The sequence below is a fragment of the Lysobacter spongiicola DSM 21749 genome (genome assembly GCF_900167055.1).
GTDB classification, from domain to species: domain Bacteria; phylum Pseudomonadota; class Gammaproteobacteria; order Xanthomonadales; family Xanthomonadaceae; genus Novilysobacter; species Novilysobacter spongiicola.
Genome location: NZ_FUXP01000007.1, coordinates 98,887 through 125,450 on the forward strand (window position 1 = coordinate 98,887; position 26,564 = coordinate 125,450).

Here is a 26,564-nt window from a genome sequence, read left to right on the forward strand (position 1 = left end):
CGAAGTCCCGCGGCAGGTGTCCTGGTGGCTCGCGCGCCATGCCTTCAGTTGTGCGGATCGACACTCCGGAACGTCCAGGCAATGAATCGACTCTGCTTGTTGCCCTGGGCCATCGGCACCTCCCGCACGGCCGTCGCGCCGAGCCGGTGGAGCTGGCTCCGCAGTGCAGGGAGATGCTCGGCGCGGGCGACGAGGCTGCTGAACCACCGCACTTGTTCGCGGAAATCGGCGCTCTCGCGGACCATCCGACGGAGGAACTCCGCTTCGCCGCCCTCGCACCACAGCTCGTGTGCGTGCCCGCCGAAGTTCAGCTCAGGCGTGGCCGCCGGACGAGGAGCGGATTTGCCGAGCTGGCGCACTTTCCGCTGGTTGGCGCCGGCGGCCTCGCGGGCAGAGGCGTGGAAGGGCGGGTTGCACAGGGTGAGGTCGAACCGGTCATCCGCGCGCATGACTCCCCGGAAGACGTTGCCGCGCCGTGGTTGCAGGCGCAGCGCGATCGCCTTGTCGAGCCGGTTCGCTTCCACGATCGCCGTAGCCACCCTGAGCGATGTCGCATCGATGTCGGAACCCACGAAACGCCAGCCGTACTCGGCGTGGCCCAGCAGCGGGTAGATGCAGTTGGCGCCGACGCCGACGTCGAGCACGCGGAACGCCGCGCCGCCTGGGATCGTACCGTCGCCGGTCGCGGCGAGCAGGTCCGCCAGCCCGTGCAGGTAGTCGGCCCGACCAGGGATGGGCGGGCACAGTGCGCCGTCCGGCAGGTCCCAGTGGGCGATTCCGTAGTCGCAGCGCAGGATCGCGCGATTAAGCTCCCGCACTGCCGCGGGACTGCTGAAGTCGATGCTGGTGTCGCCCCGTGGCGTGGTCACCAGGTGCGCCGACAGGGCGGGACTCCCCTTCACCAGTCGCCCGAAGTCATAGCGTCCCTGGTGGCGGTTGCGCGGGTGCAGCGCGGGCCTTGCAGGCGCAATGCCTGCAGCCGGGCGGGCGCGATGGGGAGGCTGTGGCTTCACTGGAGCTGGCGGCAGGATGCGGGCAACGGGGACGCGCAAGGTACAACGGAATGCCGCCTGAGGCCCCGTGTGCATTGGCGAAGACAGGCGCAGCGCCTTCACGCCACCGGCCTATGCTGTCGGGATGCAGAAACTCGCTGAAAACTTCTGGAACATCCGTGGGACCTACCGCGTCGGCGGGGTGCTCGACATCGGCACGCATATGTCGGTGGTGCAAGGCGGCGATGGATGCTTCGTGCTGATCGACGGCTGCGCGCTGGACGAGGGTGGGCGTGAAGCCCTCATGGCACTGACGTCCAATGGGGAACGGGTGGCGGCCGTCGTGCACGTGCATCCCTTCCATACGCTGCACGTGGAGGCCACGCACCGGCTGTTCCCGTCGGCGAAGTTGCATGGCACCGCGCGCCACCGCCGGCTCGCTCCGTCATTGCCGTGGTCGGAGGCGCCCGTGGAAGAGTGGGGGCCGGATCACCCTTTCGCCGACCTGTTCGACCTCTCGGTGCCGGATGGCGTGCAGTTCACCTGCCCGGACGAACGCGTGCACGTCGCCTCGGTGCTGGTGCGCCACCGGCAAAGCGGGATTGTCCACGTGGATGACACGCTCAACGTCATGGCCGGCCCGGGCGTGCTGCGCCGTCTGCTGCCGCAGTCGTCCCTGCGCATGCACCCGATGCTGCGGCACGCGCTCAAGCCGGAAGCTGGTGCGGCCGATGCCTACGCCGCTTGGGCACGTGGGCTGGCTGCCCACTGGGCCGATACGCGAACCGTCTGTGCGGCGCATTCGGCCGTGAGACACCTGCCGGCGGGTGGTTTTACCCGGGAGGTCGAGGGGGCGCTGGACCGGGTCTCACGCACGCTTGATCGGCACCGCGCCCGATACGCGTAGCTCGGCACCGCTGTCGGCGCGGATATAGCGCGAGGTGCTGGTTAAAGGTGGGGGGCGGGGTGCCGTTACTTGCCTGACTCCTGCTCCCGTGGATTGCCGCTCGTGTATCTCATCATTGGTGCCATCGTCGTCATCGCCAGCGTCGTTGGCGGCTTCACGATGGTCGGCGGGAACCTGCTGGCCCTCTGGCACGTCAACGAGATCATCGTGATCTGCGGCTGCGCCGCCGGTGCCTACGTCATCGCCACGCCGCCCAAGGTGATGAAAAGTGCGCTGCATGGCATGAAATCACTTCTCAAGGGCCCGAAGTACCGTCGTGCGGACTACGTCGACCTGCTGAAGCTGATCTACGAGCTGCTGCTGAAGATCCGCCGGGAAGGCACGATGTCGATCGAGGGCCACATCGAGAACCCCAAGGACAGCGCGATCTTCCAGAAGTACCCGAAGGTCGCCGCCGACGACCACATCCTGGCGTTCATCACCGACTGCCTCCGGTTGATGGTGGGCGGCAACATGAATCCCCACGAGCTCGAGTCGCTGCTCGAGTACGAACTGGAAACGCACCACCAGGAAGCGCTGGAACCGGCGCACTCGATACAGAAGGTGGCCGATGCGCTGCCGGGGTTCGGCATCGTGGCGGCGGTGCTGGGCATCATCATCACGATGTCCATCGTCGGCACCGCGCCCCCGGCGGAGATTGGCGAGAAGGTGGCCTCGGCGCTGGTCGGTACCTTCCTCGGCATCTTCATCGCCTACGGCTTCGTCGGTCCGATTGCCAGCGCGATGGAGAACCGCGCTCACGAGGACGGCAAGGCCTTCGAAGTGATCAAGATGGCGCTGGTGGCTTCGCTGCGCGGCTATGCGCCCCCGGTCGCGATCGAGTTCGCGCGCAAGCTGCTGTTCTCGGACGTGCGTCCCAGCTTCCAGGACCTGGAAGCCGACCTGAAGGCCGCGAAGGGCTGACGGCACGGACATGGCCGCCGAACTGCAACCGATCATCATCGTCCGCAAGAAGAAGCGCGGCGGCGGCGCCCACCATGGCGGCGCCTGGAAGGTGGCCTACGCCGACTTCGTGACCGCGATGATGGCTTTCTTCATGGTGATGTGGCTGGTCGCCACGATGCCCCAGGAGAAGCTCGGCGGCATCGCCGACTACTTCAAGAACCCGAGCATCGTCGACGGCAAGGCGGCGCTGATGGCGCCCGGTTCCAATGGTCCCGGGGGCGCCGGCGACGCGCCTATCAAGATGTTCGAACAGGTTCGCAACCCGCCGGGTGCCGGGCCCGACATCGCAGGGGCAGGGAGCAGGGACGATACAGGGCAGGCGGCTCGTGACGCGCAGGACCGGCAGCGGCTGGAGGCCCTCCAACGGGCCCTCGAGGAGGCTGTCGCCAGCAGCCAGGCGCTGGCACCGTTCAAGGACCAGTTGCTGATCGACATCACTCCGGAGGGCTTGCGTATCCAGATCGTGGACACGCACAACCGGCCGATGTTCGACCTGGGCTCGTCCAACCTGAAGGATTACGCCAACGAGATCCTGGTGGAGCTGGCGACCTACTTCAACCAGGTGGAGAACCGGGTCGCGATCTCGGGGCATACCGACAACGCGCCTTACTCCGGCCGCAGCGGCTACAGCAACTGGGAGCTTTCAACCCAGCGTGCCAACGCCGCGCGCCGCGCGCTGGTCTCCGGTGGGCTGCACGACGACAAGCTTTCAAGGGTGGTGGGTCTGTCGTCTTCGGTGCCGTTCGACAAGACGGACGAGCGCAACCCCATCAACCGGCGGATCAGCATCGTGGTGTTGAGCACCGCCGCTGAACGTAGCTCGGTCGATGCGGACGACTCGGTCCCGCCCAGCGCGGTCCCTGCGGCGTCGCAACCGGGCTGATGATGCCGACCCGTCAGCCGGGTGGACTTTCCCGAGTTGCCCTGGTCCGGTTGCGCCCCCATCTAGACGGATCCCCAGGCACCCGGAAGATCCGATGTACACCCACCTGCTGTCGCCGGTCGACGCCGGCTCCACCACACTCCCCAACCGTGTCTTCATGGCGCCGCTGACGCGCTCGCGTGCCGGCCAGCCGGGCGACGTGCCTACGGCAATGAACGCGGAGTACTACGCCCAGCGCGCGGGTGCCGGGCTGATCATCTCCGAGGCGACACAGATCTCCAGGCAGGGGCAGGGGTATGCGTGGACGCCGGGCATCCACAGCGACGAGCAGGAAGCCGGATGGAGGCTGGTGACCGATGCCGTGCACGCCAAGGGAGGGCGCATGGCCGCGCAGTTGTGGCACGTAGGGCGGATCTCACACCCGTTGATCCAGCCGGATGGCGCAGACCCGGTCGCGCCTTCGGCCATCGTTGCCGAGGGCGCGAAGTGCTTCGTCGTGCAGCCCGACGGGACGCCCGCCAATATCCCGACCGCGATGCCGCGGGCGCTGGAAGCCAGTGAGATCCCCGGCATCGTCGGGGACTATGTGCAGGCGGCGAAGCGCGCCGATCGCGCCGGCTTCGACATGGTCGAGATCCACGCAGCGAATGGCTATCTGCTGCAGCAGTTCCTGGCCACCAACAGCAATGCCCGCACGGACCAGTACGGCGGTTCGCTCGAGAACCGCGCGCGCATCATCCTCGAGGTGGTCGACGCGGTGGTCGCGGAGCTGGGCGCCGGCCGCGTCGGCGTGCGGCTTTCCCCGCACTTCGCTGCCCACGGCATTGCCGATGAGGATGCCGAGGACAGTGCGCTCTACCTGGCCCGCGAGTTCAGCAAGCGCGGCATTGCCTACCTGCACATCGCCGAGCCGGACTGGGCAGGCGGTCCCAAGCTCACCGATGATTTCCGGGGCGCGCTGCGCAAGCAGTTCCAAGGCCTTCTGGTGTTCTGCGGCGGGTATTCGGCCGCCACTGCGGATGCGCTGATCCGCGATGGCGGCGGCGACGCGGTGGCATTCGGTCGCCCTTACATCGCCAACCCCGACCTTGTGGAACGCTTCCGCCTGGGTGCCGAACTCAACGAACCCGATCCCTCGACCTTCTATGGCGGCGGCGAGCGTGGCTACACGGACTACCCCACGCTGGACTAATAGGCCGCGTGCGGGGGCCGGGCTTTGCTGTCGCGGATCGCCGGGTCCCTGGGCCCTACCGTTGATCCAGTTCGTGGTGGATCAGGACCACGCATTGCGAGGCGAACAGCATCGTCCTGCCCAGCGTGATCCTTTTCGCACCGAGCCGGTCCAGGCTGTTGAAGGTCTTCTTCGGCATCGGGATGTGGTCGGTCAGCAGGAAGCAGGGGTTGCCTTCGAGAGCCTGCTCGCGGATCGGGGTGCCCTTGCGGTCCATGACGAACAGCTGGTGGTCCTCCGCCAGCTGCTGCACCAACCGCTCGAAACTGATGGTGCGCACCGTGACGCCGGATTCCACCGGTCGTTCCTCCTCCTTGCCCATTCCCCGGGATGCATCGAGCGCTTTCGCGACCTTGCCCAGCAGTGCCTGCTCGTTGAAGCCGCCGATCTCGTGCATGGCCCGGGCCTCAAAGCGGATGGTGCGCGAGAAATCCTGCGTGCTTTCAAGCACCAGGTAGACCACCACGTCGGGGCGGTGCGACTGCGCCACGAAGATGGCGTTCATCAGCGTGTGGGCGAGGATCTCGGCATGCACCTCGGTGCCGACGGAAGCCAGCAGCTTCGCGCTGTCGGTGGGGGCTGCCCGGGCCCTGAGTACGAAGGTTCTCATGGGCGCATTGTCCACGATCGGGAGGAGGCGGAGACGCGGAAGTGACCACTTATCCGCGACAATGGGGACCCCGGTGCCCCCAGCGATCCCGATGCTCCCATTGCGCGTGACCTTCGTCTCCCTCCTGCTTGTGGCCAACACGGTGCTGCATGTGGGCCCGTTGCTGCTGGTGGCGCTCATCAAGGCGCTGTTGCCATCCAAGCGGCTACGCAAGGCCAGTGACCCCTGGCTCACCGGGATCGCCGAGAGCTGGATCGGCGTCAACAGCTGGATGGTGGACCGTTTCTTTCGCACACGCTTCCACGTCCAGGAGGACATGACGCTGCATGAGGACGGTCATTACCTCGTTCTGGCCAACCACCAGAGCTGGGTCGACATCGTGGTGTTGCAGAAGGTGTTCAACCGGCGGATCCCGCTGATGCGTTTCTTCCTGAAGCGGCAGCTGATCTGGGTGCCACTGCTCGGGTTGGCCTGGTGGGCACTGGACTTCCCCTTCATGGGACGCCACACGCCCAAGCAGATCGCGCGCCGTCCCGAGCTGGCCGGCCGGGACATCGAAGCCACCCGCCGCGCCTGCGACAAGTTCCGCGAGATTCCCGTGGCGATCATGAACTTCGTCGAGGGGACCCGGTTCACGCCGGAGAAGCATGCCCGGCAGGGATCGCCCTACCGGCACCTGCTCAAGCCCAAATCAGGCGGCGTTGCGTTCGTGCTGGACGCGATGGGCACCGGCCTGCACGCCATCCTCGATGTCACCATCGCCTATCCCGCTGGCCGGCCGTCGATGGTCGACCTGCTGGCGGACCGCATCCCCGACATCCACGTGCACGTGCGCCAGCGGCCCATCCCGGAGGAGTTGCTGCACGGCGACTACCAGAACGACCGCGCCTTCCGCGTCCGGTTCCAGCAGTGGATGAACGGATTGTGGCAGGAGAAGGACGAGGATCTCGGGCGGTTGCTGGGAGAAGAGGCGCGCGTGGCCTGACGGGCGGAAGTGGGCAGGCTCAGCTCCCGGGGATGATCTGCGCCGATTCGCCCGAACCCAATACACGAACCGGAGCGCCGACGATAAGCCCGCTGGCGTCGGCGGACTGGATGGCGGATTCGCTGCCATCATCGAACTTGATCATCACCATGTAGGCAGTGCCGGTGTTCTGCCGCGCCGACGCCGCGGCCGTGGTCGACGTGGTCGCGTCGCGGGTGGCGCTACTGGCGATGTCGTAGGCGTCGTAGGAGCCATCAGTCGCATTCGAAGCGGCGCGGCCCGCTAGGCGTGACAGCGAGCGGGTGAGGGCGTTGCCCGTGGAAGTCGGGCGCTGCGGCCGGGCAGTCTGCGTCTGGACCTGGATCGGCGCGATGCCGGTCACGACGCCCTTGCGTATGGCGACTTCCTGCGCGGCGGCCACGGTGGACATGGCGAGCAGCGCGACTGCGACCAGGACATTGAGCGCGAGTGTCTTCTTCATTTTCATGGTCACTTCCTTGACGGTGGGTATTGGATGCAGGGCCAATCCTACTGCTGGCCGGGATTTGCCTCCATCAGGCCCGGGCGGCAAACTCCATCGTGTCGCAGGATCGCGGCTCTGTTTCATCAAGGAGGATGCATGTTTCGTATCGACAAGGACGGGATGGTTCGCAGCGCGCTCGTCGAAGCGCGCCGACTCACTGCGCTGGAGCGCGGTGACATGCCGGTGGTGAACGGCATCGTCGTCCACCAGACCGGCGGGTCGACGGCGCAGTCCACGTTCAACAGCTACCGCAACAGCACCATTGGTGCCCACTTCCTGATCGAGAAGGACGGAAAGATCTACCAGACGGCTTCTTTGCTCAAGCGTGCCAATCATGTTGGGCTGCTGAAGTCGCGCTGCCTGGAGCGGCATGCCTGCGCTCCGGCGGAGCTCAAGCGATTGCAGTCCACTACCTTGCGGAAGCGCAGCACGATGGAGCACGGGAAAGTTTTTCCGGACCGATTCCCTTCGAACCGCGACAGCATCGGCGTGGAGCTCGTCGGCGAATACAACCGGAATCCCGATTTTGGCAAGATTCGCGGGGCCGACGAGTTCGTATACGTCGCGGTTACCGGCGAGCAGAACGCCGCACTGCGGTGGCTGGTCGGAGAGCTGCGGCGCACGCTCAAGGTGGCCGCTGAAGAGGTGTATCGGCACCCACAGGTGTCCTACAAGACCACGACCGAAGCGGCGACCGCGACATGGTGAGGTGGGTCTTCCGAACCGCCGCCTTCGGGGCCTGCTGCTTGGTCGCTGCGTGCGGTGTGTCGTCCAGGCATGCGCATATCGATCGCCATGCAGGGGCTGGCCTGGCTGTGGAATCGCTACGCATTACGGAGAACGGCGCAGCTTCGCCGGAGGTGGAAGCCCGGGGATGCGAGGGCTTCGTGATCGACGAGCCTACGGCCAGACAGGCGCTGGAGGCTGGCGAGGCGATCAGTCGTGACCAGTACATGCACCATCTCCCATGGTCGCCGTGCCTTGCGCGGGGGCGGGTGGTGCTGGCGGATGGGCGAGAGGGCACATGGACGGTTCGCCAGTACGGCACGGGCTCCGTCATCCTGGATGACGGAGCCGAATGGTTCCTCTGGTGCCGTTCCTGTTCCAATCCGCCGTTCGTAGAGATCGAGTAGCGGCCGTCACCGCAGTTGCGGGCTGGCAGATGCCTGGCCGTCGGCGCTTGGTCCCGGATTTTTCGGGTCGACGTCGCCGGCCAGGGTCCATACGACATTTCGGCCTTCGGGGTCACGACTGAGGTGGAAGTACGCGGGCATGTCGTCTGTCAGTCGCCCGCCGGTCTCGCGCGGGGGTTCGCCGGACGGGTGGAACGGGATGATGTAGAGGCCGGAGGCGTCGATCGTGCGGCGTGCGTCCGTATCGGCGAGGTCGCCGATCTCGGTGATGGTGCCGCCGCGTTCCAGCAGTGGACGATCGAAATTGATCAGAAGGTCCACCTGCGTGCGGGCTTGCCCCGGCGGCGCCAGGGTGCCGCCGGTGATGAGCAGGTCCGGCCAGACCTCGCCGTTCTCTGGCAGCTCCTCGTAGGCGTCGCGTGGCAGGCCGGCGTGGTCGCCGGTGGCGATGGCGTCGAGTGCGCCGACGAGGGCAAGGAAGTTCAGCTTGCGCAGTTGCTGCTTCTGCAGGTCGCCCTCTATGCCGCCCGATTCGATCAGCACCGTCGACACCCCCGCCTTGGCGGTGAGGTCGCCGAATGCCCGGGGATTGAAGGTGTCGTCCCACTTGGCGATGTGGCCGGCGATGTAGGGCTCCAGCACCGCGCGGACGGCCACTGCCACTTCGATGGCGCGGGCGCGGGTTGCGTCCACTTCGCGGGCTTCGTTGAAAGCCGGGGCGAGCAGGGCGATGGCGGTACCGCGGTCGGAATCGCCGGCCCGATAGCCGACCTGCTGGTCGTGCAGGTTGAAGCCGAATGCCGGTCTCACCTGTTCGCGTAGTCCATGCAGGGCGCGCGCCTCCGGCGAGGCCAGGGCGCGCGCGTCCCGGTTGATGTCGATGCCCTGCGCATTGTGGCGCTGGAAGCGCGCGGCGCCGTCGGGATTCATCATCGGCAGGAAGTGCAGGGTGGTGGCCTCGCGCAGGCGCTGCACGAGCGGGTGGCCCGGATGACCGCCGAGGAAGTGGAACAGGTCCGCCAGCGCCATCGACGCCGTGCTTTCGTCGCCGTGCATCTGCGACCACAGCAGCACCGGGATGTTGCCGCGACCCCAGGACACATGGCGCAGCGGCCGCCCTTCCACGCTGCGGCCGATCTCGCGGGTTTCGAAACCGCGCGAGTCCTCCAGCAAGGGATTGGCAACCTGCCACCAGTGTTCGGGTTGGAAGGCTCGATCCTCCAAACCCGCCACGCGGATGCGGGCTTCGTACAGCGCGTCCAGCTCGCCGAGCCAGGCCGGCGGTGGCGTCGTCCTGGCGGCGGCGCCGGTGGGCATGTTGTCCGGACGGGCGACGGAAGCGCCTGGCCACAACAGAGACAACAGCAGCAGGGACAGTGCGACGCGACGCATGGGGTGCTCCGTGGCGATGCCGGATAGATGCTCCGAGGCGCGCGATGTGATGTCAAACCGGCGGAAGCCTGCGGCCGGTGCGGTAATCTCGGCTGCATTCCACTCGACAGGCGATGGCATGCACAGGCGGGATTTCCTGGGAAGCGCGGCGCTGACGGCACTGTTGCCGCTGGTAGGCACAGGCAGCATTGCGGTTGCGGCGGAAGGCGGGCGGGTGCTGCCGGTGCCCCTCAATCCTGGCGACACGGTGGGGCTGGTCAGTCCGTCCTCGGCGACCGACGAGCGCCTCAACCTGCAGCTTGCACGGGAGGTGATGGAGGCGCTGGGTTTCAAGGTGAAGACCGGCGAGCACTACGCCGCACGGCACGGCCACCTGGCGGGCACCGACGCGCAGCGTGCCGGCGACCTCAACACGATGTTCGCCGACCCGTCGGTCAGGGGCATCGTCTGCGTCCGTGGCGGATCAGGCGCGGCGCGGCTGCTGCCGTTGCTGGACTACGACACCATCCGCGCCAACCCGAAAGCGTTGCTGGGCTATTCGGACATCACCGCGTTGCACAATGCGATCCTCGCGCAGGCGGGCCTGGTCACCTTCCACGGGCCGATCGGCGCCGCCAGCTGGAACCGCTTCAACGTCGATCAGTTCCGGCGACTGTTCTTCGACCGCGAGCTGATGCACTACAAGAATGTGTCCGACCCGGGCGACGAGCTGGTCCCCCGCAGGAACCGCACCCTCACCATCACCGGCGGCAAGGCCCGCGGTGAGCTGGTCGGGGGCAACCTGTCGGTGCTGGTGGGTCTGGCGGGTTCGCCCTACCTGCCGGATTTCGAGGGCCGCATCCTGTTCCTGGAGGATGTCGAAGAAGCCCCGTACCGCGTCGACCGGATGCTGACCACGCTGAAGCTCATGGGCGCGCTCGACCGGATCGCAGGGTTCATCTTCGGCGAGTGCACCGACTGCGATCCCGGTGCAGGCTACGGGTCACTGACGCTGGACCAGATCTTCGATGACCACATCAAGCCGCTGGGCATTCCCGCCTACCGCGGGGCGATGATCGGGCACAGCCGCCAGCAGTTCATCGTGCCGGTGGGGGGCAGGGTGGAGATGGATGCCGACGCAGGTACGTTCCGGATGCTGGGCCCGGTGTTCCAGGGCTGACGCGCTGCCACCGGTAGACTGTGCCTCGCCCATGAAGACCCCGCTGGATCCATGATCAACAACGACGTCCTGCGCAGCATCCGCTACATGCTCGACCTGAGCGACGGCAAGGTAGTGGAGATCGCCCATCTCGCCGACCCCGCGCTCGACATCGACAAGGACGATGTGCGCGCGTTCCTGCTGAAGGAGGACGAGCCGGGATACGTGGCCTGCAGCGACAGCGTGCTGGCGCACTTCCTCGACGGCCTGATCATCCATCTGCGCGGCCGCGACGAGAGCCGGCCGCCGCGGCCGGTGGAGAAGCGCATCAGCAACAACGTCGTACTGAAGAAGCTGCGTGTGGCGTTCGAGCTCAAGGACGTGGACATGCACCAGGTGTTCGCCGATGCGGGGTTTCCGGTGTCGAAGCCGGAGCTGTCGGCGCTGTGCCGGCAGCCCGGCCACAAGAACTACCGGCCTTGCGGTGACCAGTTGCTGCGCAACTTCCTCAAGGGGCTGACGCTGCGCCTGCGCGGTGATGGAGCGTCGGATCACGCGTGACAGTGCCAAGTATCTTTTCGACTCAGGGCGTCACGGTCAGCTCGTAGTGCCCAACCGCTGACACCGTCGGACGCCGGCCTGCACGCAGGGCATTGATGACGGGGCGCGGGTCGCAGGAGAACGGCACCTGCACGTCGACTCCAGTAGCGACCGCGTCCATTGAAGCGACCTCGTAGGCCAGCACGTCTTCCAGGTGGGGCACCGGAAGCCGCAGGTCCCGCACATGGCTCGCGAAGCGTGCCGCCTCCTGGCCCGCGAACGGCTCGGGCAGGGTCTGCTGCCAGTAGGTGTCCATCAGCGCGTGGACGCGCTCCTCCCCCAGGTGCAGCACCATCAGGCGATAGCTGAGGGTGAGCAGGTCGACCAGCATGCCGGCGCGGACGTTGGTAACCAGTTGCTGCAACACGCCGACGGCGGGGTCGTCCAGCCATGCGGCAGGCGAGGGCGATACCCGCACTCGGCGATTGACGGCGAGCGCCAGGCTTTCCTCCCATTCGGCCTGTGCCGGGAGTGGTGCACTTCGCGGCGCGGCACGCGTCAGTGCCGGGACGTGCGTCGGAGCGGCACGCGATCCCCGGGTGGCCCAGACCTCGCGCATCGTCGTCAATTGCCCCAACACATCGTCGGTGCCGATGGCCTTGGCGGCCAGGTAATCGGGAATGATCTCGAACACCATCGCCTTGAGATTCGGAAGGCGCGGAACCCAATGCCGGCACAGCTCCATCAGTGCTTCCGGTACTGGGCCGGAGTGTGCGTCCAGCCAGTATCCGTCCACGTCATCACCGCCGGCCAGGTGGATCTCCCACACGCGCTCCAGCGGCAGGCTCGAGAGCACCTCCTCGACCGATTGCCGGCCATTGAGCTGGTTGCACCACAGGTTGTGGAGGTCCAGCAGGATGCCGCAGTCCGCCTGCTCGGCGATATCGGCCATGAATTCGCCGTCGGGCATCTCGCCTGTCAGTGGCTTGAGGTAGTTGGCGGCGTTCTCGAATGCCAGTGGGCGGTCGATCGCGCGTTGCAGCTGTCGGATGTTGCGGACGCAGGTATCGACGGTTTCGCTCGATTGCAGTGGGGGCAGCAGGAATCCGCTGTTAAACGCGCCATGCCCCTGGCCGGCGCGTAGGAAGGCCAGGTGCTCGCTGACCCACGGAGGATCCAGCCTTTCGATCGATTCCTTGAAAGCCCCCAGTTGCGACGGGTCCAGGCCCACGGTCCCCGCCAGCGGGATGCCTACGCCGTGGACCAGTTTGCGCTGTGGGCGCGAGTCCAGGCGAGCGAAGGCGCGATCGTCAAGACGGGGAGCGCCCTGCCGCGAATCCTTCAACCACAGCGGTTGCGGCTCGACCTCGATGAGGTCGATGAGTCCCTCCCCCGCGTCGAGCACATGCTCGAGCGCGGGAAAGTAGACGATCCCGACGCCGAGTTCGGGAAGTGGGGACATGCCTCAGTACCCCGGTCCCCCGAACCTGTCGCCCTGGATGTCGAGCTTCTCGTCGACCAGGAAGCGGCGTTGCAGATCCCACCGGATGTCCCAGCCGGAGCAACAGGCCATGCACCCCAGCCGTCCGAGGATGTCCTTCTGTACCTTCTGGAATGAATCCAGGTCGTAGTAGGCGCTGGCAGGCAGTGACACCTTGATCACGTTGTTCGGTTGCCGCCTCTTGAGCGACTGGAGCTGGTTGTCGTTGATGGATTTCATGTCGATCCCTCGATTCCATAGCGGATCCATGCCGTGGTGGAACCGGACCCTCCGGCCCGGGAAGGCCCCGAAGCATGGGAGCGGGGCCTTCATCCCATCCAACGAGGGAGTTCCGGGGCATCGGCCATTGGACTCGCCGACGAAAATCGCGCCGGACCGGTTAATCTCTCCGCCTCATTGGGGTATGGCAGGGCGAAATTGGAGATCTGGTCCGGTGCCGGCAGGCAGTGGCGCGTAGTCGGTGCAGTGGCCGCCGTTTTCGCGACGATGCTTTCGTTCCACGTGCACACCGCTTCCGCGCAGGCGAAGCCCATCACCGCCTACCGCGGCACCATCGGGGGGGCTGCGGTTGAAGTGCTGCTCATCCACGACTGGCAGCTGGACGGCATGGACGGATACCTTTTCACGGATGTCGAGCGCTCGCTGGTGCCGTTGGAGAAGACGCCGTACAGCGAGGACGAAGGCCTGCTGATCAACGTGCTCGGCGATCCGAAGCTGCCGACGGCGGCCCTTGCGTTGCAGCCGGCCGTGCCCGGCGCGAAGCATCTGCGGGGGCGCTCGATCGACCTGCGCAGCCGGGAGCAACAGGACATCCAGCTGGAGCGGGTGGTGCGCTTCTCCAGTGACCAGGGCGACGCCTACGATGGGGAGCTCCTGCAGGTCCCGGCGGACGAGCGCTTCTACTTCCGGGTGCACGCGCGCAAGGCACGGGGCGAGCATGGGGGGCGGGTGGACACCATCACCGTCTTCGACAGGGCGCACGGGCAACCGGTGCAGGTCATCGACGGGCTCGACCTGTTCTTCTCGGGAACGGACACACTGGCACTGCACGACTTCAACGGCGACGGCGTGCTCGACTTCTCCGTCATGCCGATGCGCCCGGACGATCCGACACGTACCGCAAGGCAGCGGGACTACTACATCTACGGAGCAGACACCGGCTACGTGCGAAACGAGAAGCTTGGATCGCTGGCAGCCCAGGGTGACCTGAAGCTCGGCGAGGAGGGGAGGGTGAGCCTGCGCCCGCAGGATGGCATCGACTACCGAGCCGGCACCATCCAGTGGCGGCACTACCGCTTCGTCACACCGACCCGTCTCGAACGGGTGGGCGAAAGCGAGGAGCGGTTCTGATGGCCACCCATTGCGCCTGGATCGCCCGGCTCGCTGGCACTGCCTTGATGTTGCTGTCCCTGCCATCGTGGGCCTCGCACGCCATCTACACCGGTCGCATCGGCAACAGCGACATCACCTTCGTGGTCGAAAGCCGCAATGCCGTGCAGCGGGCGATCTATTCCTATGACCGCTACCGGACGCCGATCCGGCTGAAGCCGGCTTTCCTGCACCAGAGCCACGACTTCGGCATGGACGAGCTGGATGCCGCCGGCCTGCCGATCGCGCGCTTGCGCTTCGACCTCGCCAGCTTCCATCGCTCGACGCCCCGGCTGACAGGGACCTGGACCGACTACCGCAGCGGCAAGACACTGCCGCTGGTGCTCGACCTGCAGGCGACCATCGACTACGACGGCGCCTGGCCTGCTGGACCGCAGCCCCTGCTGCAGGCGTCATCCAGCGATCGGTTCTACTTCCGCGTGCCCATGGTGGAAGACGATGCCGTGGTCACCGCCATCGAGGTCATGGACAAGTCCGACGGCCAACGCTGGCAAACCATCGAGCTGTCCCGGCCGGGCTGCAACCACGGGATGGAAACGATCCAGGTAGTGGTGCAGCAGGGAATCACGCAGCTGCGCATGGAAGAGACCGCGTACTGCCCGGGCGCGGTGTTCGAGTGGGATCCGACGGTGCAGCGTTTCGTGGACGCGCTGCGGTAGCGCTTGCCGGCCGGAAGGGCGTGGCATGATCCGGGGATTCTGGTTGAAGCGAGGGCGTCATGGAAGGTTGGCCCAGGTCTGCTGCACGGGTTCGGCGCCACCGTGGGTGCGTTCATGCCTGGCTGCTGGTGTGTCTGTGCATCTTCGGGATCGCCGCACCAGCGGTGGTCCTGGCCACCCCGCAACGGTTGGCATGGGCGCTGGAAGCAGACGCGCGACCGGAGCAGATCGAAGCATCGCTGGCGAAGGTGTCGAAGGCATTGCTGGATGGGGACAGCCCGGATGCAGCGGGTATCACCGCTGCACAGCGCTCGCACCTCCAGATCGTTGCGGGTCGATACCCGGAGGCGGTGGCCTCTATCGAGGCGGTGGTGGCCTCGCTCGCGGACGAGGGCGAAACGGCACGGGCGCAGCGTTGGATGCCCTATCTATTGCTCGCCGAGGCAAGGGCCGCCGAGGACACCCGCTTTGCCCAGGCGTATGCCAGCGCTTTCAGGAAGCGGTTTGCACGGCTCGATGACGCTGTCGCCTTGCAAACCCACTACTGGCTCGTGGCGGATCCGGATCAGGCGGCTGCCCAATTGCAGAGTGCTGCTGCCGGCTTCAGTGGCGATGGGACGCTTCCGCTGGAAGCCGCCCTCGACCTCGTCCGGCAGGCCGCGTTCGTCCAGGCCTACCGTGCAGCAGGGGAAATGGCCCCCGCCCTGATCCGCGAGGATGAGGTCCGGCGATTCCTAGTCGATGACGAGGTGCTCATCCCGGCAGCAGACGGAGTCGTCCTGTCGGCTCATGTAGTCCGCAGCCGTCGGACAGTCGATCCCTTGCCGGCCGCGATGCTGTTCACCATCTACACCGACCCTGCCCGCAATCGCAACCAGGCCATGCATGCGGCAGCACATGGATATGTCGGTGTGGTTGTCGATGCGCGTGGCAAGCGGCGGGGGACTGGCGACATCGAGCCCTACGAGCACGAGGGCCAGGACGCGCATGCCGCCATCGACTGGATCAGCCGGCAGCCCTGGAACGACGGCCGCGTCGCCATGTACGGCGGCAGCTATTCGGGATTCGCAGCGTGGGCAGCGGCCAAGCACGCGCATCCGGCATTGAAAGCCATTGCTCCCTACGTGGCGGCGATTCCGGGCCTTGGGCTGCCGATGGAGAACAACGTTTTCCTGAGCGCCAACTATGCGTGGCCGTTCTACGTGGCCAACAACCGGCTTCTCGACGACGACACCTATGGCCAACGCGAACGTTGGTCGGCGCTGACCGACAGGTGGTATGCGTCGGGGCGTCCGTATCGCGAGATTGACCAGCTGGACGGGATGCCCAACCCCTGGCTGCAACGCTGGCTGGCGCACCCGACGTACGACGAGTATTGGCAATCGATGGTGCCTTATGGGGAGCAATACAGGGATATCACCATCCCGGTGCTGTCGATCACCGGCTACTACGACGATGGCCAGGTTTCGGCACTGCACTATTTCAATGAGCACTACCGACACCTGCCCAATGCCGACCACACGTTGCTGATCGGCCCATACGATCACTTCGGAGCGCAGGCGTCGTCAAAGCCCGGGCAGCTCCGTGGATACGCACTTGATCCCTCTGCGCAGTTCGACACACAGGCAGTCACTTTCCAGTGGCTGGACCATGTGCTCAAAGGTGCCGCACGGCCGCCACTGCTCGTGGATCGGGTCAACTACCAGTTGATGGGCGCCGACCTGTGGGGCCATGCACCTTCGCTCGACGCGGCGGCCGGCGGCTATGCCACGTTGCACCTGTCTCCCGGATCAGACGGCAGGTACCACCGGTTGACCACGAGCGCTCCGGGCCCGGGTCGGTTCTTGACCCAGGCGGTCGATTTCGGCGATCGCGCCTCCGAGAGGGATGGCTACTACCCGGTTCCGATTCTCCGCAATGCATTGGAACCCGGCAGCGGGCTGGCTTTTGCCAGTGAGGTATTCACTGGGCCGGTCGATGTGGTCGGCAGCCTGTCCGGAGAGCTCAAGGTTCGTATCAACAAGCGCGACGTGGATTTCACCGTCGTGTTGTACGAACTGATGTCGGACGGGCGGGCGATGCAGCTCTCGTACTACGTGGGCCGCGCCAGTCACGCGCACGACATGACAGCCCGCCATTTATTGGAGCCGGGGGAATGGGTTGTGTTGCCGTTTGAACGGTCACGCATGACGGGCCGCCGGATGGAACCCGGCAGTCGGCTTGTCGTGGTGGTGGACGTGCTCAAAGACGCGATGCATCAGGTGAATCACGGTACTGGCGGGGATGTCAGCGACGAATCGGCTGCTGACGCGGGTGAGCCATTGCGGATCGACTGGCATTCCGACAGCTTCATCCGGATCCCGATGCGGTCGCCTGTCCATTAGCGGGAGGCAATGCCGCAGGTCTTCTTGGTGGTTCTGCCGAGCTTCTATCGACGGGGTGACTAGTGGCAGTGTCATCGTTCCCACCTGGCCGCCATATTCGGACCCGTCGTAACGCAGCGCTGGAGCCGTGCATGGAGCTGGATCTCGCCAACGATCGCTACCCGCGCCTGCGGAGCCTGGTCGAGAGGGCCGGCCACCCCTTCTTCTTGCTTGGCGCCCTTGCGCTGTGGTGGGCGATGGGCCTGAGTGAGGTCGCCGCCCTGGTCGCGGCCGCCATCATCCTGTTGCTGATGGAATGGCTCGAGCGCGCCATCCCGGCCAAACCCTCGTGGCGGCTATCGGTGCGCGCGCGGCTTGCGCTGGTGGGCTGGTACGTGGCGCTCCTGCTGGTCGCTGGCCTGGTGCTCGCGAGCTATGAGGCGCTGGTCACGCCGACGCTCGTCGGCGTGCGCGAGGGGCTTGGTTCGGGCATCTGGCCAGAAGGTTGGCCCTTGTTGCTCCAGGTGCTGATGCTCTATTTCGCGGCGGACCTCATCTACTACTGGATCCACCGGGCGATCCACCGCTTCGGCTGGTTCTGGCGGCTGAGCGGACACGGCGTGCACCATGCGTTCCACAACCTGCATGCGCTCAATGTCAGCGCGACCCATCCGCTGGAGACGCTGTTCCTGACGCTGCCCATGGTGCTGCTGGCCGGGTTGTTCGGTGCCCCGTCCGAGGCCGTGGCGGGCGCGGTGGTGCTGCTGGTGGTCAACGGAACGCTGGCCCATGCCAACCTGCGGATGCGGACGCCGATGCTCGACTGGTTCTTCACCTCCAGCAACCAGCACCGGCGGCACCACTCGCAGGTGTTCGAGCACAGCAACTCGAACTACGCCTGCAACGCGATCATGTGGGACCGGCTCTTCGGGACCTACAGCGATGGGGATGTCGAGCAGACCGGCATCGGCCCGCGCCAGCCCTCTGTGTGGGAGATGTTGCGGATGCCCTGGCGGGAGCCGGGTGACGTGGATACGGCGGCTTCGCGGGCACGCGGCGGCAGGTAGGCAAGCCAGGCGGGTGGGGCTTCGCATCCCACCCTTTTCGCATGTGGTTCATGGGGGATCGGTTAACACTACGGCTCCCCCAAAGCGCAGGAGACCACCATGGCTTCCAGCAAGCGAGAGCTGATCGAACCGCACGAGGGCGACAAGCGCTATATCCGTCGCGATGACGAGGGGCGCATCAAGGAGAGTACGGATGTAAGCCGGTCCTTGAGCCAGGACGTCCGCAAGGATGCCAAGAATGAGGCCGAGCCCGGTCACGGGGACCGGGGCGACCGCAAGGGCTAGTGCCCGTGCTCTACACCGGAAGAGCCGCCTTGGGGCGGCTTTTCCATTGACGGGCGGGTCGCAGGAAGGTCTGCGTGGCTGTATGCGACAGAAGCCCGTTTCGACGCCTGTCCCCCGTGCTAGAAGTAGGCATGGCCAGCACCCCGTACAGCAATCCCACCTTGCCGGTGATCCGTGACAGCCAGCAACTGGACACCTACATGGCTGCGTGCGCCGCCGGCAGGGTGGACCAGGTGCTGGAAGCCCTGCGGATGGAACATGGGCACTGGTTGGAACTCGCCGGCAGCGGTGGCGATGTCGCGTGGCAACAGGCAGGGAAGCTCGGTGTGCCATTGGTCGACGTATCGGCGATCAACCGCAGCCCGGATCTCAGGAAGCTGTTCCCCGATGCGGCAGCGCGCCGCCTGCAAGCAACGCCCCTGGCGGACGCACATGGTTACCTGGCGGTTGCGGTCGATTCGGGGACGGACGAGTCGATGATGTCGATGCTGGGCTTCGTCACCAACCAGCCGATCATCCCGATGGTGGCGACCACTCACGCACGGCTCCACCAGGCCGATCCGCAGGCGGAGCACGAAGAAGACCGCCAGATTGCAAGCCAGATGGGCCTCAAGCCCGGGCAGCGCGACGAACAGCGACTGGCCAGGGACGAAGAGCTGGCCGCCCGTTGGCCAATGATCCAGACCATGCGGGCGACGATGGTGGCAGCGGTTCGCCAGAGGGCATCGGACGTCCACATCCGACCCGGGGCCAAAGGGTTCGAGCTGCTGTTCCGCATTGACGGAAACATGGTCCACCAGCGCGACATCATTCCCGAAGTCGCTTCGCTGGTCGTCAACCGGGTCAAGGTCTTCGCGGAAATGGACATTGCCGAGCACCGGCGCCCGCAGGACGGCCGCGGTTCCTTCAAGCTGGACGACGGGAGGGCGATCGATCTGCGTGTCTCCGTGGTGCCCACCGTGCTGGGGGAGAGCGTGGTGATCCGGCTGCTCGACACCGAGGAAAGCCTCAAGACCATCGACGAGATCCAGCTGACGCCCGCCGACCGGGCCGAGCTGGACGACCAGATGGCCCGCTCCCACGGATTCTTCCTCACGACGGGACCGACTGGTTGCGGCAAGTCGACCACGCTATACGCCATGCTCCAGGAGCTCAGGACCCGTCCAGTCAACATCCTCACCGTCGAGGACCCCGTCGAGTACACGCTTGCGGGCATCCGCCAGATGGAGGTGAACCAGACCATCGAAGTCACTTTCGCGAACGCCTTGCGCAGCTTCCTGCGGCACGATCCCGACGTGATCATGGTCGGCGAGATCCGGGACCGGGAAACCGCGAGGATGGCGGTGGAAAGTGCGTTGACCGGGCACCTGGTCTTGAGCACGTTGCACACCAACACTGCCGCCACCACGGTCACGCGCCTGCTCGAGCTGGGCGTGGAGGCCTACCTGCTCCGCGCCGCGCTGACAGGAATCATGGCGCAACGGCTGGTACGGCTGACCTGCGAGCATTGCCGAACGGAGGAGGATGTGGCGCCGTCGATCCGGGATGCGCTGGGCGTCGGCCCGCAAGAAGCTTTCAGCACCGGTCGGGGATGTTCGCGATGCCACGGCACCGGCGTGTACCGGCGTTGTGCCGTCTATGAGCTGATGCGAATCACCCCCGCGATCCGCGATCTCATCGAGCCCGGCGTGGACGCCGACCGCATCCACAAAGCGGCCCTGGATGGCGGCATGATCCCGATTACCCAGGCTGCGGTGGCCATGGCCCGGCAGGGGCGGATCTCACTGGCCGAGGCCTATCGCATCCGCGCGGATTGAGCTGCGGCTCCCCAACCAGGTACCTCACGAGGAAGTGACCGTCGTCCCGCTAGGGTCGCGGCTGGAACCTCAGTTGCGGAAACCAACATCATGATCAAGTGGGCCATCATCTTCGCCGTCATCGGCCTCATCGCCGGCCTCCTCGGCTTCACCGGCATTGCCGGCGGCGCCTTCGGCATTGCCAAGTTCCTGTTCTGGGCCGCCGTCATCATCGCCGTGGTGTTGTTCGTCCTCGGCGTCACCGTTTACAAGAAGGTGACCTGACGCCAGGCTGCCATACGGGTGCGAGGTGCCGGGTCCGCTGTCCTGTGACGCTCTCCTTTTGCGTTGAATGCTGGATCGGCGCGTAGACTTGCGCCGATTCATCAACAAGGACAGGGGAACCAAGATGAAGAATACGACGATGGCGGCGGCCGTGGCCGCCGTCACGGTGGGGTTTGTGATGGCATCTGCCAGCGCCCGGGCACAGGACGCGGGGCTCGAGGTCTGGCAGCCTCCACAGCAACAGCAAGCCGACCCGGCCAAACGCGTGCCGCGAACCCAGGAGCCGCCCTCGTCTTCTCAGCCCGGCACCAGGTCCGGCGTAGATGGCCTGGTTGCACCGGCCGCCCGCAAGGAGAACCGGGGAGGCTTTTTCGTCGGGGCGCAATCCGGCAAGGGCTGGGTTTACGAGGACGTCGATCAGTCAGCTGCGATGATCAACGCCGGGTATCGGTGGCAGGCCGGGCCGGTGACGCTGGTGGGAGTCGAAGTCGCGCATGGCCGGCTCAATGATGCCGAGCACGACGGTTTCGATGCGCCGGAGGTCGAGTACAGCAGTGTCGGTGCCAACGCGCGCTTCAACTTCGGCAGCGGCAATCCGGTGTATGCGCTGGTGCGTACGGGCTACTGGAGGGCCGAGTACAGCAACTTCCGCGACTCGACCGACGGTGCCTATCTCGGCGTGGGCCTCGGTGTCGACTTCAGCCGCCACTTCAACATGAGCCTGACGTACACCAACCACCTGTACTTCAGCGAGAGCTACTGGAATGGCACCGAGATCAACAGTGCCGACACGGTGATGCTGGGGGCCGAAGTCCGGTTCTGATCGGCCATTACGTGCCTTCCGCGCGCATGTAACGCATCGGTCGGGATGTCCCGGCCGATGCCGTTTCAGTTGTGCACCCACCAGGTCCTGCCGGCCGAGCCGACTGCTTGGGTGGAGCGTCAGCCCTTCGTGCGGCGGTATTCCCGGATCGCCTGCTCCGGCGTCGGGTTGGACATGGCCATTCCGTTGACGAACACGGCGGGTGCGCCGCGCTGGAATACCTTGACGGCGCGGTCGACGCCCTCCCGTTGCTCACGGGTCGGATTGACGACGTCGAAGGCCATGGAGCTGCCACGTCTCACCGGAATACCCGCCCGCGACAGGCTCGCCACCAGTGCTTCGGAGCGCTTGGCCTGTTCGGAAGGGCAGTTCGGCGGCGCGAGGACAAGGACTGCGCCGCGCGGCGCGCCGGTGGGCATTTCTACCGGGACGAATCCGTTTGGGCTTGCCCCTGCGTCGACCATCCCTGCACCGGACCGGTCGTGCCACCACTGATAACCGCCATACAACGAAGCCGCCAGAAGCAGCAGTACCAGCATGCGCATTTCCTTCCCCTGGAGCGTGGATGCAGTGGGCGAGTATCCCGGCGCGAGCGGCGGTCGGCAAGCGCCAGCGGCTGGATGCTGTTTGCGCTCGTGCTCGCGTCACCGTTGCGATTGTCGATCTTGTCCGGCCTGGTTCGTCGATCCTGTACACCCCGAATCGATGGAGGCCGACATGCTGAAACTCTACCCAACCCCGCCCACCCGTCCCTTGCGCGTGATGTGGCTGCAGAAGAGCTGCGAAACCTTCGCGGCTTCGGCTTGAGGAGCGCGGCCATGTCAACGGATTCGGAGCTGAAGGGGCCCGCGTCCTACTTCCCGTCCATCGAAAAGACCTACGGCAAACCGGTTGAGCACTGGTTCACGCTGCTCGACTCGATGCAGGACGCGAAACACATGGAACAGGTTGCGCTGCTGAAGACTGGCCACGGGATCGGGCATGGGCACGCGAACGTCCTCGTTGCCTACCATCGGGCCCGTAGAGGCTAGCCGACGCTTCCCTCGACACCTGCGCAAGCGAAGACACCGGCCGGGGAACCCGGCCGGTGTCGTTTCAGCTGGAGCCGAAGCCCTGCGGGGGCAGGACGAAGAAGGCTCAGTAGAGGACGCGAACAAGCGAATTAGCGGCCGAGTGCCGTTACGACCTTGCGTCGCAGTGCAAAGACACCTTGCGCCAACGGGAGTGACCGGGCTGCTACGACCGGTCGATAATGCGTGTCCGCAACGCAGCCGCCCCCCCCTGTAGGAATGGCTTCAGCCGCGACCCACTCACCAACCACCGGCGCCAGGCCACCGGAGCTGACCCACACCATGCCGATCCACCGCAAGATCGTCCTCACCGACTTCGCACGCACCCGCCTGTTCCCGCGTGAGCCGCGGCGCAACACCATCCAGGACTGCACGCCCGATCAGTTCGAGCGCCACCTCAACGAATCTTCGCCGCTGAAGGTGCTGGACGGCTACGCGCCGTTCTGCAAGCTGCACGTGCACCGCAACTGGACCTCCACCAGGTGCCTGACGGTGCCCATCACCGACGACAACCGGCACCTGCTGCGTTCCGACTACGAGGCTCGCTCCAGATCGGAGTTGCCGGTGCTGGTGCGCTGGTTCGAGGGGGTCGATCCGCCGGTCGCCGGGTACCTCATCGTCATCCTCTACAGCCGCGAGCAACTGGCAAAAGAAGGCACGGACATCGTCGAGGACTGGGGCGTGGTGGGCTGCATGTACACCGCCGAGCAGGAGGAAACCCCGATGGCACCGATCACGATGATGCGCAATGCGCTCGGGGTGGGGGAGGGCGGCTCGGGCATCCCGCTGGACCGCAAGGCCTACCGCCGCAGCGTGGAGTTCTGGAGCACCCACGCGAACTGGCGCGGCTAGGCGGTGCTATATGACGTCAGGCAGCTCATCCGCCAGTGATCGCTCCATCTGCCTGCGTTCACGCTTGGACCGGATCTGGGTGGCGCCGTAGCTGCGTGGTCGCAAAGCGGGTCCACGCTCGTGCTGGATGATGTCGAAAGTCCGCCTGGCGCCCGCCAGCAGATCCTCCGACCCATGGACGGCAATGACCTTGAGCTCGAGCGAATGGCGACCGGCGCCTGGCTCGAGGCTCCTCCCGCCCTCCGGTGCAGACTCCATCGCGTGATCGATGATGGCCTGCACGCTGCCCATGTCCCTCACGTGTCCGGCCTTGAGCGGTCCCTGACGCGTCCATAGCCGGATCTCGCTGGGATCGCTCCAGGTCTCGTTGTCGAGCTCGGTGATGGAACAGACCAGCACGCCCTCCGGCCCCTCGATGCGGGCAATCAGGGCGTGGATGTAGATGGCTTCCGCGCTCATGTTGGTCACCAGGCAGTGGGCGTCCAGCCCGCGGCCTTGCCCGAGGTTGATCAGGATCGTGGGCTTGCGCTGGCGACGGTAGCTGGCGAGGAAGACCTGCAGGTAGACGATCCAGACGACAAGCGTCCCGACCGTCACCAGGAGCGAGATCGACTCGCGGTGCTCGAGGATCCATTGCATGGCTGCGCCTCGCTGTGTTCGTAGGAACACGATAAAGACGCCTGCGTCGCGCAGCCGTTAACGGTCAGCGCGGCTCCGCCCGTCCATGCTGCTCCATCATCCGCAGGACCGATTCCACCGGCAGGGCCTCCACCTGGTGGCCGTCGCGGCCCTGCATGGAGGCGGCGTGGAAGAGGGAGTTGATGATGGCCTCTTCGGTGGCCTCGATGGCGGCCATGAACAGCGGGGACATGGCGTCGTTTCGCAGCACGGTTGCCTCCTGGAGTCGGCTCCCGGACTCATGGGGCACACGAACCGATTCGTTGGTCGAGAACGCGATGACGTAGTCGCCACTCCCGTTGGAGGCGATGCCGCCGGTCCGCCCGAGGCCGAGCATGGCGCGCTCGGCCAGCCGTTCCAGGTTGCGTGCATCGAGGGGAGCGTCGGTGGCCACGATGATCATGCATGAACCATCCGGCGAATCGTTGAGTGCGTCGCTGAGGTAGTACTTACCGAGCGCCTCGCCGATGGCGACCCCGTCGACGGTCAGCACGCCGCCGAAGTTGGTTTGGACGAGGACGCCGACGGTGTATCCGCCGAGCGAGCCGGGCAGCCTGCGGGACGAGGTGCCGATCCCGCCCTTGAAGCCGAACGCGACCGTGCCGGTGCCCGCGCCCACGTTGCCTTGCTCGATCGGACCGCTCGTGGCCGCGGCGATGGCCTCGAGCACATGACCCCGGGTCACGTGCCGCCCGCGGATGTCGTTGAGATACCCGTCGTTGGTTTCACCGACCACCGGGTTCACCGAGCGGACGTCGTCGTTCCCGGCGTAGGAGAAGGCGTGGTCGATCAGCGCGTCGGCCGCGACCGGCACGCTGAGGGTGTTGGTCAGGATGATCGGCGTCTCCAGGGTACCCAGCTCCCGGACCTGGGTGCTGCCCATGAGCTTCCCGAACCCGTTGCCCACGTGGATCGCGGCCGGCACCTTGTCGCGGAATGTGTTCCCGCCATGCGGGAGGATGGCGGTCACGCCGGTGCGCACGTCGTCGCCATTGATGAGCGTCCTGTGGCCCACCGCGACCCCCGGGACATCGGTGATGGCGTTCAGCCTCCCTGGCGGGAGCACCCCGATGTTGATGCCATGGTCACGCAGGCTCCCCTGCTGCGCGTGCGCGCACATGCAGGCCGTCAACAGCATTGCGAAGGCAGCTAGGCGAAGCGGCATGGCGATATCCGTGTCGTGGCGTATGGCGGAGGACGATACCCGGATCGATGGCGTTGTCGATTTGCCCTCTCCCGGTTCGTCGTGAGGGTACAACCAGCCTGCGGGCCTTCGCGGCAGTAGCGGCGCTGGGCATTCACCCAAGGAGGAGCAGCACATGACCTATTACACCGGTTCGATCGCAGCAGTCCCCACGACCAACAGGCAGGCCTACATCGAGCATGCCACCGCGGCCTGGCCCTTGTTCCAGGGTTATGGCGCCACCCGCATGGTGGAAGCCTGGGGCGTGGACGTCCCGCATGGCAAGGTCACCGACTTCCATCGGGCGGTGGAGGCGAAGGATGACGAGAGCGTGGTGTTCTCCTGGATCGCCTGGCCCGACAAAGCCACCGCGGATGCTGCCTGGCCGAAGATGGAAAGCGACCCCGCGATGAAAACGCTGCCGGAGATGCCCTTCGACGGCAGGCGGATGATCTTCGGTGGGTTTTCCCCGGTGTTTACGCAGGGCCAGGCGGCCGGCCAGGGCTACTACCAGGGATTCGCCCTGGCCGTGCCCGCTGCCAACAGGGCGGCGTACGTCGACATGGCCAAGCAGGGCTGGGAGATGTTCCAGAAAGGGGGCGCCGTCGGGATGGTGGAAGCCTGGGGTGAGGACGTGCCACGCGGCAAGCGCACCGACTTCTACCGTGCCACGCAGGCCGAAGGCGACGAGGTGCCCGTGTTCAGCTGGATGGTCTGGCCGGACCGCGCCACCTGTGATGCGGCGGCCAAGGCCATGGATGAGGGGATGGACTGCCAGGACATGCCCGAGATGCCGTTCGACGGCAAGCGCATGTTCTGGGGCGGGTTCGAGCCGGTATTCGATTCCGGCGCCCGGGCCTGACCCGCAGCGCCGCGTAACCCGCCTTTTACGCAGTGCTGAGCCGCATGCCCGCACAGTCGGTCGCGTCTTGCCGAACTGGTGCCTGCATGAACCCGACTAGCTGTGATCTCTCAGTAGGTTGTTCATCCGGGGTGGTCCCGGAAGACTGGAGGTGCGAATCAGCCACCCCTCCAGGAGCCCCGGATGAACCTGCATAAACATGCCCGCCTTAGCCCTCGCGGTCGAGCCCTGCTCGTGGACCGCATCTTGATTCAGGGCCTGCGCGTGGAAGAAGCCGCACACGCCGCCGGCGTGAGCGTTCGAACAGCGTACAAGTGGCTGAAACGGTTCAAGGAAGAAGGTTCGGGCGGGTTAACCGATCGATCCTCGAGACCGCGGCACTGTCCCCACGCGACAGCGCCACGGATCGTGG

Annotated in this window: 30 protein-coding genes and 1 pseudogene; 22 read left to right on the top strand and 9 right to left on the bottom strand. The window is 66.0% G+C overall.

Annotated features, from left to right (window positions below):
* Positions 1 to 44 precede the first annotated feature (44 nt).
* Positions 45 to 1,013: a 23S rRNA (adenine(1618)-N(6))-methyltransferase RlmF gene (gene rlmF / locus B5D37_RS10070; protein ID WP_200809227.1), complete on the bottom strand. Its 969-nt coding sequence runs from the start codon at positions 1,011 to 1,013 to the stop codon at positions 45 to 47.
* A gap of 124 nt (positions 1,014 to 1,137) precedes the next feature.
* Between rlmF and B5D37_RS10075 the strand changes: the two genes are divergently transcribed.
* From B5D37_RS10075 to B5D37_RS10090, 4 genes are all read left to right on the top strand, one after another.
* The gene (locus B5D37_RS10075; protein WP_078758604.1) at positions 1,138 to 1,899 is read left to right on the top strand and encodes an MBL fold metallo-hydrolase; all 762 of its coding nucleotides are present in this window, start codon (positions 1,138 to 1,140) and stop codon (positions 1,897 to 1,899) included.
* 102 nt (positions 1,900 to 2,001) lie between these two features.
* Complete coding sequence (gene motA, locus B5D37_RS10080) at positions 2,002 to 2,862, top strand: flagellar motor stator protein MotA (protein WP_078758605.1); 861 nt, start codon at positions 2,002 to 2,004, stop codon at positions 2,860 to 2,862.
* 10 nt (positions 2,863 to 2,872) lie between these two features.
* Positions 2,873 to 3,787 carry a flagellar motor protein MotB gene (gene motB, locus B5D37_RS10085; RefSeq protein WP_078758606.1) on the top strand — a complete coding sequence of 305 codons (915 nt, stop codon included), beginning with the start codon at positions 2,873 to 2,875 and terminating at the stop codon, positions 3,785 to 3,787.
* 94 nt (positions 3,788 to 3,881) lie between these two features.
* Complete coding sequence (locus B5D37_RS10090; protein ID WP_078758607.1) at positions 3,882 to 4,979, top strand: alkene reductase; 1,098 nt, start codon at positions 3,882 to 3,884, stop codon at positions 4,977 to 4,979.
* A gap of 55 nt (positions 4,980 to 5,034) precedes the next feature.
* Here B5D37_RS10090 and trmY read toward each other — a convergent pair whose 3' ends face one another.
* Positions 5,035 to 5,628, bottom strand: a complete 594-nt coding sequence (gene trmY / locus B5D37_RS10095; protein WP_078758608.1) for a tRNA (pseudouridine(54)-N(1))-methyltransferase TrmY — start codon at positions 5,626 to 5,628, stop codon at positions 5,035 to 5,037.
* A gap of 91 nt (positions 5,629 to 5,719) precedes the next feature.
* On the opposite strand from trmY, the gene B5D37_RS10100 reads away from it, so the two are divergent.
* Positions 5,720 to 6,613, top strand: coding sequence for an acyltransferase (locus B5D37_RS10100; RefSeq protein WP_078758609.1), 894 nt, complete (start codon positions 5,720 to 5,722; stop codon positions 6,611 to 6,613).
* A gap of 19 nt (positions 6,614 to 6,632) precedes the next feature.
* Here B5D37_RS10100 and B5D37_RS10105 read toward each other — a convergent pair whose 3' ends face one another.
* Entirely contained in the window at positions 6,633 to 7,100 is a 468-nt protein-coding gene (locus B5D37_RS10105; protein ID WP_143814255.1) for a hypothetical protein, read from the bottom strand.
* A 132-nt stretch (positions 7,101 to 7,232) separates the two neighbouring features.
* Here B5D37_RS10105 and B5D37_RS10110 point away from each other — a divergent pair, with 132 nt between their 5' ends.
* Both B5D37_RS10110 and B5D37_RS14690 read left to right on the top strand, forming a co-directional pair.
* Positions 7,233 to 7,844, top strand: a complete 612-nt coding sequence (locus B5D37_RS10110; protein ID WP_078758611.1) for a peptidoglycan recognition protein family protein — start codon at positions 7,233 to 7,235, stop codon at positions 7,842 to 7,844.
* A 179-nt stretch (positions 7,845 to 8,023) separates the two neighbouring features.
* Positions 8,024 to 8,269, top strand: coding sequence for a hypothetical protein (locus B5D37_RS14690; protein ID WP_143814256.1), 246 nt, complete (start codon positions 8,024 to 8,026; stop codon positions 8,267 to 8,269).
* A 6-nt stretch (positions 8,270 to 8,275) separates the two neighbouring features.
* On the opposite strand, the gene B5D37_RS10120 is transcribed toward B5D37_RS14690, so the two are convergent.
* Positions 8,276 to 9,661, bottom strand: coding sequence for a M14 family zinc carboxypeptidase (locus tag B5D37_RS10120; RefSeq protein ID WP_159447381.1), 1,386 nt, complete (start codon positions 9,659 to 9,661; stop codon positions 8,276 to 8,278).
* A gap of 118 nt (positions 9,662 to 9,779) precedes the next feature.
* On the opposite strand from B5D37_RS10120, the gene B5D37_RS10125 reads away from it, so the two are divergent.
* Positions 9,780 to 10,820, top strand: a complete 1,041-nt coding sequence (locus tag B5D37_RS10125; protein WP_078758613.1) for a S66 peptidase family protein — start codon at positions 9,780 to 9,782, stop codon at positions 10,818 to 10,820.
* A gap of 51 nt (positions 10,821 to 10,871) precedes the next feature.
* A complete protein-coding gene (locus B5D37_RS10130) occupies positions 10,872 to 11,360 on the top strand; it encodes a YehS family protein (protein WP_078758614.1) in 489 nt (162 codons plus the stop codon).
* Between the two features lie 22 nt (positions 11,361 to 11,382).
* On the opposite strand, the gene B5D37_RS10135 is transcribed toward B5D37_RS10130, so the two are convergent.
* Positions 11,383 to 12,801, bottom strand: a complete 1,419-nt coding sequence (locus B5D37_RS10135; protein WP_078758615.1) for an MbnB/TglH/ChrH family RiPP precursor modification enzyme — start codon at positions 12,799 to 12,801, stop codon at positions 11,383 to 11,385.
* A 3-nt stretch (positions 12,802 to 12,804) separates the two neighbouring features.
* Positions 12,805 to 13,059, bottom strand: coding sequence for a hypothetical protein (locus tag B5D37_RS10140; protein WP_078758616.1), 255 nt, complete (start codon positions 13,057 to 13,059; stop codon positions 12,805 to 12,807).
* A gap of 246 nt (positions 13,060 to 13,305) precedes the next feature.
* Here B5D37_RS10140 and B5D37_RS10145 point away from each other — a divergent pair, with 246 nt between their 5' ends.
* From B5D37_RS10145 to B5D37_RS10180, 8 genes are all read left to right on the top strand, one after another.
* Positions 13,306 to 14,190 carry a hypothetical protein gene (locus B5D37_RS10145; RefSeq protein WP_143814257.1) on the top strand — a complete coding sequence of 295 codons (885 nt, stop codon included), beginning with the start codon at positions 13,306 to 13,308 and terminating at the stop codon, positions 14,188 to 14,190.
* Positions 14,190 to 14,888 carry a hypothetical protein gene (locus B5D37_RS10150; protein WP_078758618.1) on the top strand — a complete coding sequence of 233 codons (699 nt, stop codon included), beginning with the start codon at positions 14,190 to 14,192 and terminating at the stop codon, positions 14,886 to 14,888. The genes B5D37_RS10145 and B5D37_RS10150 overlap by 1 nt, the downstream gene beginning before the upstream one ends.
* Before the next feature lie 59 nt (positions 14,889 to 14,947).
* Entirely contained in the window at positions 14,948 to 17,272 is a 2,325-nt protein-coding gene (locus tag B5D37_RS10155; protein WP_078758619.1) for a CocE/NonD family hydrolase, read from the top strand.
* Between the two features lie 131 nt (positions 17,273 to 17,403).
* Complete coding sequence (locus B5D37_RS10160; RefSeq protein WP_078758620.1) at positions 17,404 to 18,318, top strand: sterol desaturase family protein; 915 nt, start codon at positions 17,404 to 17,406, stop codon at positions 18,316 to 18,318.
* A gap of 99 nt (positions 18,319 to 18,417) precedes the next feature.
* A complete protein-coding gene (locus B5D37_RS10165) occupies positions 18,418 to 18,603 on the top strand; it encodes a hypothetical protein (protein ID WP_078758621.1) in 186 nt (61 codons plus the stop codon).
* A 131-nt stretch (positions 18,604 to 18,734) separates the two neighbouring features.
* Complete coding sequence (locus B5D37_RS10170; RefSeq protein WP_078758622.1) at positions 18,735 to 20,420, top strand: GspE/PulE family protein; 1,686 nt, start codon at positions 18,735 to 18,737, stop codon at positions 20,418 to 20,420.
* A 90-nt stretch (positions 20,421 to 20,510) separates the two neighbouring features.
* The gene (locus B5D37_RS10175) at positions 20,511 to 20,684 is read left to right on the top strand and encodes a DUF1328 domain-containing protein (RefSeq protein WP_078758623.1); all 174 of its coding nucleotides are present in this window, start codon (positions 20,511 to 20,513) and stop codon (positions 20,682 to 20,684) included.
* An 88-nt stretch (positions 20,685 to 20,772) separates the two neighbouring features.
* A complete protein-coding gene (locus tag B5D37_RS10180; protein ID WP_234987803.1) occupies positions 20,773 to 21,507 on the top strand; it encodes an outer membrane beta-barrel protein in 735 nt (244 codons plus the stop codon).
* 119 nt (positions 21,508 to 21,626) lie between these two features.
* Here the strand turns inward: B5D37_RS10180 and B5D37_RS10185 are convergent, their stop codons facing one another.
* Positions 21,627 to 22,046 carry a hypothetical protein gene (locus B5D37_RS10185; protein ID WP_143814258.1) on the bottom strand — a complete coding sequence of 140 codons (420 nt, stop codon included), beginning with the start codon at positions 22,044 to 22,046 and terminating at the stop codon, positions 21,627 to 21,629.
* Between the two features lie 279 nt (positions 22,047 to 22,325).
* On the opposite strand from B5D37_RS10185, the gene B5D37_RS10190 reads away from it, so the two are divergent.
* A complete protein-coding gene (locus tag B5D37_RS10190) occupies positions 22,326 to 22,538 on the top strand; it encodes a DUF4287 domain-containing protein (RefSeq protein WP_078758626.1) in 213 nt (70 codons plus the stop codon).
* Positions 22,539 to 22,859: 321 nt separating this feature from the next.
* Positions 22,860 to 23,429, top strand: coding sequence for a DUF3228 family protein (locus B5D37_RS10195; protein ID WP_078758627.1), 570 nt, complete (start codon positions 22,860 to 22,862; stop codon positions 23,427 to 23,429).
* Between the two features lie 6 nt (positions 23,430 to 23,435).
* On the opposite strand, the gene B5D37_RS10200 is transcribed toward B5D37_RS10195, so the two are convergent.
* Positions 23,436 to 24,068 carry a hypothetical protein gene (locus B5D37_RS10200; RefSeq protein ID WP_078758628.1) on the bottom strand — a complete coding sequence of 211 codons (633 nt, stop codon included), beginning with the start codon at positions 24,066 to 24,068 and terminating at the stop codon, positions 23,436 to 23,438.
* 64 nt (positions 24,069 to 24,132) lie between these two features.
* Positions 24,133 to 25,272, bottom strand: coding sequence for a DmpA family aminopeptidase (locus tag B5D37_RS10205; RefSeq protein WP_078758629.1), 1,140 nt, complete (start codon positions 25,270 to 25,272; stop codon positions 24,133 to 24,135).
* A 154-nt stretch (positions 25,273 to 25,426) separates the two neighbouring features.
* Between B5D37_RS10205 and B5D37_RS15080 the strand changes: the two are divergent.
* From B5D37_RS15080 to B5D37_RS10215, 3 genes and pseudogenes are all read left to right on the top strand, one after another.
* Positions 25,427 to 25,786 (top strand): annotated as a pseudogene (locus B5D37_RS15080) (DUF1428 domain-containing protein); the annotation flags it as partial.
* On the top strand, positions 25,763 to 26,152 hold the full coding sequence (locus B5D37_RS14940) for a DUF1428 domain-containing protein (RefSeq protein ID WP_234987806.1): 390 nt from the start codon (positions 25,763 to 25,765) through the stop codon (positions 26,150 to 26,152). The pseudogene B5D37_RS15080 and the gene B5D37_RS14940, both read left to right, overlap by 24 nt.
* Positions 26,153 to 26,335: 183 nt before the next feature.
* Positions 26,336 to 26,564, top strand: a 229-nt coding sequence (locus B5D37_RS10215; RefSeq protein ID WP_143814259.1) for a leucine zipper domain-containing protein, incomplete at its 3' end; no start/stop codon positions are given.

Excerpts from the sequence above, each read along its gene's own strand:
- B5D37_RS10075 (WP_078758604.1), top strand. The coding sequence starts at position 1,138 with ATGCAGAAACTCGCTGAAAACTTCTGGAACATCCGTGGGACCTACCGC.
- motB (WP_078758606.1), top strand. The coding sequence starts at position 2,873 with ATGGCCGCCGAACTGCAACCGATCATCATCGTCCGCAAGAAGAAGCGC.
- B5D37_RS10090 (WP_078758607.1), top strand. The coding sequence starts at position 3,882 with ATGTACACCCACCTGCTGTCGCCGGTCGACGCCGGCTCCACCACACTC.
- trmY (WP_078758608.1), bottom strand. The coding sequence starts at position 5,628 with ATGAGAACCTTCGTACTCAGGGCCCGGGCAGCCCCCACCGACAGCGCG.
- B5D37_RS10100 (WP_078758609.1), top strand. The coding sequence starts at position 5,720 with ATGCTCCCATTGCGCGTGACCTTCGTCTCCCTCCTGCTTGTGGCCAAC.
- B5D37_RS10105 (WP_143814255.1), bottom strand. The coding sequence starts at position 7,100 with ATGAAAATGAAGAAGACACTCGCGCTCAATGTCCTGGTCGCAGTCGCG.
- B5D37_RS10110 (WP_078758611.1), top strand. The coding sequence starts at position 7,233 with ATGTTTCGTATCGACAAGGACGGGATGGTTCGCAGCGCGCTCGTCGAA.
- B5D37_RS10120 (WP_159447381.1), bottom strand. The coding sequence starts at position 9,661 with ATGCGTCGCGTCGCACTGTCCCTGCTGCTGTTGTCTCTGTTGTGGCCA.
- B5D37_RS10125 (WP_078758613.1), top strand. The coding sequence starts at position 9,780 with ATGCACAGGCGGGATTTCCTGGGAAGCGCGGCGCTGACGGCACTGTTG.
- B5D37_RS10130 (WP_078758614.1), top strand. The coding sequence starts at position 10,872 with ATGATCAACAACGACGTCCTGCGCAGCATCCGCTACATGCTCGACCTG.
- B5D37_RS10135 (WP_078758615.1), bottom strand. The coding sequence starts at position 12,801 with ATGTCCCCACTTCCCGAACTCGGCGTCGGGATCGTCTACTTTCCCGCG.
- B5D37_RS10140 (WP_078758616.1), bottom strand. The coding sequence starts at position 13,059 with ATGAAATCCATCAACGACAACCAGCTCCAGTCGCTCAAGAGGCGGCAA.
- B5D37_RS10150 (WP_078758618.1), top strand. The coding sequence starts at position 14,190 with ATGGCCACCCATTGCGCCTGGATCGCCCGGCTCGCTGGCACTGCCTTG.
- B5D37_RS10155 (WP_078758619.1), top strand. The coding sequence starts at position 14,948 with ATGGAAGGTTGGCCCAGGTCTGCTGCACGGGTTCGGCGCCACCGTGGG.
- B5D37_RS10160 (WP_078758620.1), top strand. The coding sequence starts at position 17,404 with ATGGAGCTGGATCTCGCCAACGATCGCTACCCGCGCCTGCGGAGCCTG.
- B5D37_RS10165 (WP_078758621.1), top strand. The coding sequence starts at position 18,418 with ATGGCTTCCAGCAAGCGAGAGCTGATCGAACCGCACGAGGGCGACAAG.
- B5D37_RS10170 (WP_078758622.1), top strand. The coding sequence starts at position 18,735 with ATGGCCAGCACCCCGTACAGCAATCCCACCTTGCCGGTGATCCGTGAC.
- B5D37_RS10175 (WP_078758623.1), top strand. The coding sequence starts at position 20,511 with ATGATCAAGTGGGCCATCATCTTCGCCGTCATCGGCCTCATCGCCGGC.
- B5D37_RS10185 (WP_143814258.1), bottom strand. The coding sequence starts at position 22,046 with ATGCTGGTACTGCTGCTTCTGGCGGCTTCGTTGTATGGCGGTTATCAG.
- B5D37_RS10190 (WP_078758626.1), top strand. The coding sequence starts at position 22,326 with ATGTCAACGGATTCGGAGCTGAAGGGGCCCGCGTCCTACTTCCCGTCC.
- B5D37_RS10195 (WP_078758627.1), top strand. The coding sequence starts at position 22,860 with ATGCCGATCCACCGCAAGATCGTCCTCACCGACTTCGCACGCACCCGC.
- B5D37_RS10200 (WP_078758628.1), bottom strand. The coding sequence starts at position 24,068 with ATGCAATGGATCCTCGAGCACCGCGAGTCGATCTCGCTCCTGGTGACG.
- B5D37_RS10205 (WP_078758629.1), bottom strand. The coding sequence starts at position 25,272 with ATGCCGCTTCGCCTAGCTGCCTTCGCAATGCTGTTGACGGCCTGCATG.